The following is a 3,397-nucleotide window of genomic DNA, read 5'->3' on the forward strand; positions in this document are numbered from 1 at the left end:
GAAGCTAAAGAAGGAAAATATGAAATAATGTATTCACATAAAACCTTATCATTTGTATATTTTATCGCAGTAAGCAGCACATTATTTTTGAATCTAATAAAAATAGAAATGTGGAGTGTGAAATGAGTTATAACATCGCATTGTTTGATTTTCCTGTTTCTGCTGATTTTTGAAAAAAGCATGTGAATATTTTTGAAAATATATGAAAGATGAGGGCATAGAAGAATTAAGTCCTTTGATGTTACGTTTTTTACAAGAAATTTCTCATATATATCCGTGCCTTTGTGAATTATCTGATGATGAAATAGATGACAGCGTGTGGTGTGATGGACCTTTAATGAATAATTTTATGACTAAAGTTCCAGTTATTGGCTTTGTTTATTCTAAAGTGGATGAAGCACTACCGGTGGTTATTAGACTGGCAAATAATTTGGGAATCTCAGTTCTGGATTGGCAGCAAGGAATAGTATTTAATGCTGAAAAATAAAAATGATATTTGAGATGATATAAGGGTTGATTTTAATTCTCTGATAATAGTTTACGGTTTTTCAATGGAGTGATACAAGCATGCATGGAAGTATTATTTTTAAGTGTTTTTCTATAAAAAATTTAGCTCAGAGTCTATTTTTTGCTTATTTTTTGTTGCGTGCTAAATGGTTGTAGTATGTTTTATGGCATTGCATGCAGTACCCGTATTTTATTTACACCATCAGAAATCACAAGAAAAAATCTATATGCCAGAAGCTGTTGTTAATCAAAATTATGATCAACAGATTGAATTGGGTGTGTTTTCTGGTTTAGCTCCATATTATATTGTAGAAAGTTCTGAATGGGTTACTGTGACATTAATGATCAAAAATAAAAATGGGGAGTGGCTTTCTCTTATTACAGATAAAGATTGGCAAAAGTATGTCATGCATCAGGAAGTGCGTCCTATCATTTTTGCTCGCTTACAAGGGACAGCACCTAAAACTGGTAATGTACGGATAAAAATAAAAGCCAGAGTAGGGCGTACTATGTGTGGTACAACGGATCCTGTTTTTACTTTACAAGTCAAAGTGAGAAAAGAATAAAGCTATCCGTAATACTTAAATATATTTGTTTTAATTAGGTGAAGATTACCTAATAAGATCCGTCCATTTTATTTTATCTATAAATACGCTAACTGACTAAAATCTAACATGATTAGAAATATTAGATTTTAGTATTGCTTGTTTTTATAGAATAATTTAAAAAGAATATGATTTTCAGATCAGATGTTTATCTTGTAATAAGCGTATACATCATTTTCACGACGACTAAGAATAAGAATAATGCAAATATTTGACGAACTCTAGGAATTGGTAAGCGATAAGCAACTTTAACACCAATAGGTGCGAAGAGTATGCTGGTAATACTTATCCCAATAAAAGCAGGTAAATAGATAAAGCCCAAATAATAGTGACTAATGTCTGTTTGAGCCACCATAATAATACCCATTATCATCCCTACTGAGGCAATAATAACGCCTATCATTGAGGATGTTGCAATGCATTTACGTGTATTAAAACCCCAATGGCTTAAAAGAGGAATGGTGATGGTGCCACCTGCAATACCAATAAAACTTGATATAAAACCAATTAACGATCCACCGCTTATCAATGCGGGCTTAGCGATAATAGGATCTTTTACATCTTCGATGTGTTCAGTTTCTTTCTTTTTTGTTAATAATCCATAGATGGTATAAATCATGAAAATGCAGAACACGATTTGTAATATTGTATTTTGACATTTTTTTGTACAAAAAAAAAAATGTGCCAACAAGCATACCGAGCAGTGTTCCTATCGCTAATAAAGGAAATTGATCCCATAAAATAGCTTTGCGTTTGTGATGAGAATAGGCTGAAGAGGCGGTGGAAAATATAATGACAGAAAATGAAGTCGATAAGGCAATTTTCATTACCATATCAGTTGGGATTGCTTGTTGACTCACGACATACATAACAACAGGAACAATGATTGCACCGCCACCAATTCCAAGTAGGCCAGCGAAAAAACCAGTTACACAACCCACAAAAAGAAACAGTAAAATCATGTCCATAATTGATACTCATAATAGTTTATAATAAATTTATGTATCAATATTATATCGCTTTTTGAGATCTGTTTTTAGCCTAAAAAATCAGATTAATGAAACTAATACTTCATCATTGGTTTATCGCACTCACTTAACGTATTAGCGCATCTATCGTTTATTTAAAAGAAAAGTAGAAACCATAAATTAATTATGATTTCTACTTAAATTATTAATCCCAGTGTGGGGCTAAACCTTCTGGGCTTACCAGTCGTTCATTTTTATCTAATTTTCTAATAGCATCTATATCATTTGCATCAAGTTGCAGTGTTGTTGAATGTAAGTTGCTAAGTAAATTTTCGCGTTTTGTTGATGATGGGATAACAGAGTATCCTTCGTGTATCGCCCATGCCAATACTACCTGTGCTGCTGTTGCACCATGTTTTTTGGCGATGGTTTTTATTACTTCATCTTTCAATGCATTACCATAAGCTAATGTCATATAGGAAGTAATATGAATACCATGCTGTTTTGCCCACTCAGTCACTTTACGATTTTGCAAATAAGGTGACAATTCTATTTGATTTGTGGCTATATTTTCTACACCAACGGATTCTATAGCTTGCTCCATTAGTGGAATGGTGAAGTTAGAAATACCGATTTCACGAGTTAATCCACATTTTTTTGCTTCCAATAATGCTTGCATAAATTCATCAACAGAAACTTCATCATTTGGCGATGGCCAGTGGATTAACGTTAGATCGACATAATCCATTTGTAAGTCACTGAGACTTTTCTTTAGGCTAGGGATCAGTTTGTCTTTAGCGAGATTTGCTACCCAAATCTTAGTGGTAACATATAGCTCATTACGCGCAATACCACTTTCCGAGATAGCTTGGCCAACAGCTGATTCATTTTCATATATTTGTGCTGTATCTATGGCTCTATAGCCAACTTCCAATGCATTTTTAACGGATGCGATGACTACATCATCTTTTAAACGAAATGTTCCAACACCAAGTACAGGGACGCTCATGTTTACCTCTTTAATATATTTAATGAGAGAAAATTTGATGAGCACAGAGTACAGGACTGAGTTTTGGGGATATATAGCAAAAACGATAATTAACTTTTGCTCAAAACTCAATAATAGCGAAAAATCTCTTTTATCATTACTATCAATTCTAATGATTAATTTGATGCTTGTGGTTAATTAAATGGGGACAAGGTCACTATGTCGACTAAAGTTATAGCAATTTTACTTTATCCGATGCGTCAAAACCCTCGGTCTTCAGTTCATTCAGGGCAGGGAGGATGTCAAGGCTTCGTGAGAATATAGCAGGA

At 33.5% G+C, this 3,397-nt stretch carries 5 protein-coding genes; 2 read left to right on the forward strand and 3 right to left on the reverse strand.

Translation table 11 applies throughout. From position 1 onward, the window contains the following. Positions 1-202: 202 nt before the first annotated feature. A complete protein-coding gene (locus BHE89_RS12720) occupies positions 203-487 on the forward strand; it encodes a hypothetical protein (protein WP_128860522.1) in 285 nt (94 codons plus the stop codon). A gap of 166 nt (positions 488-653) precedes the next feature. Next, complete coding sequence (locus tag BHE89_RS12725; RefSeq protein ID WP_128860523.1) at positions 654-1,073, forward strand: hypothetical protein; 420 nt, start codon at positions 654-656, stop codon at positions 1,071-1,073. 187 nt (positions 1,074-1,260) lie between these two features. On the opposite strand, the gene BHE89_RS25690 is transcribed toward BHE89_RS12725, so the two are convergent. From BHE89_RS25690 to dkgB, 3 genes are all read right to left on the reverse strand, one after another. Beyond that, complete coding sequence (locus tag BHE89_RS25690; protein ID WP_286146105.1) at positions 1,261-1,731, reverse strand: sulfite exporter TauE/SafE family protein; 471 nt, start codon at positions 1,729-1,731, stop codon at positions 1,261-1,263. Continuing rightward, positions 1,685-2,080 carry a sulfite exporter TauE/SafE family protein gene (locus BHE89_RS25695; protein ID WP_286146106.1) on the reverse strand — a complete coding sequence of 132 codons (396 nt, stop codon included), beginning with the start codon at positions 2,078-2,080 and terminating at the stop codon, positions 1,685-1,687. The genes BHE89_RS25690 and BHE89_RS25695 overlap by 47 nt, the downstream gene beginning before the upstream one ends. A 205-nt stretch (positions 2,081-2,285) precedes the next feature. Further along, positions 2,286-3,089: a 2,5-didehydrogluconate reductase DkgB gene (dkgB, locus tag BHE89_RS12735; protein WP_069369300.1), complete on the reverse strand. Its 804-nt coding sequence runs from the start codon at positions 3,087-3,089 to the stop codon at positions 2,286-2,288. Positions 3,090-3,397: the final 308 nt, after the last annotated feature.

The sequence above is a fragment of the Shigella sp. FC1967 genome (assembly GCF_001743005.1).
Classification (GTDB): domain Bacteria; phylum Pseudomonadota; class Gammaproteobacteria; order Enterobacterales; family Enterobacteriaceae; genus Proteus.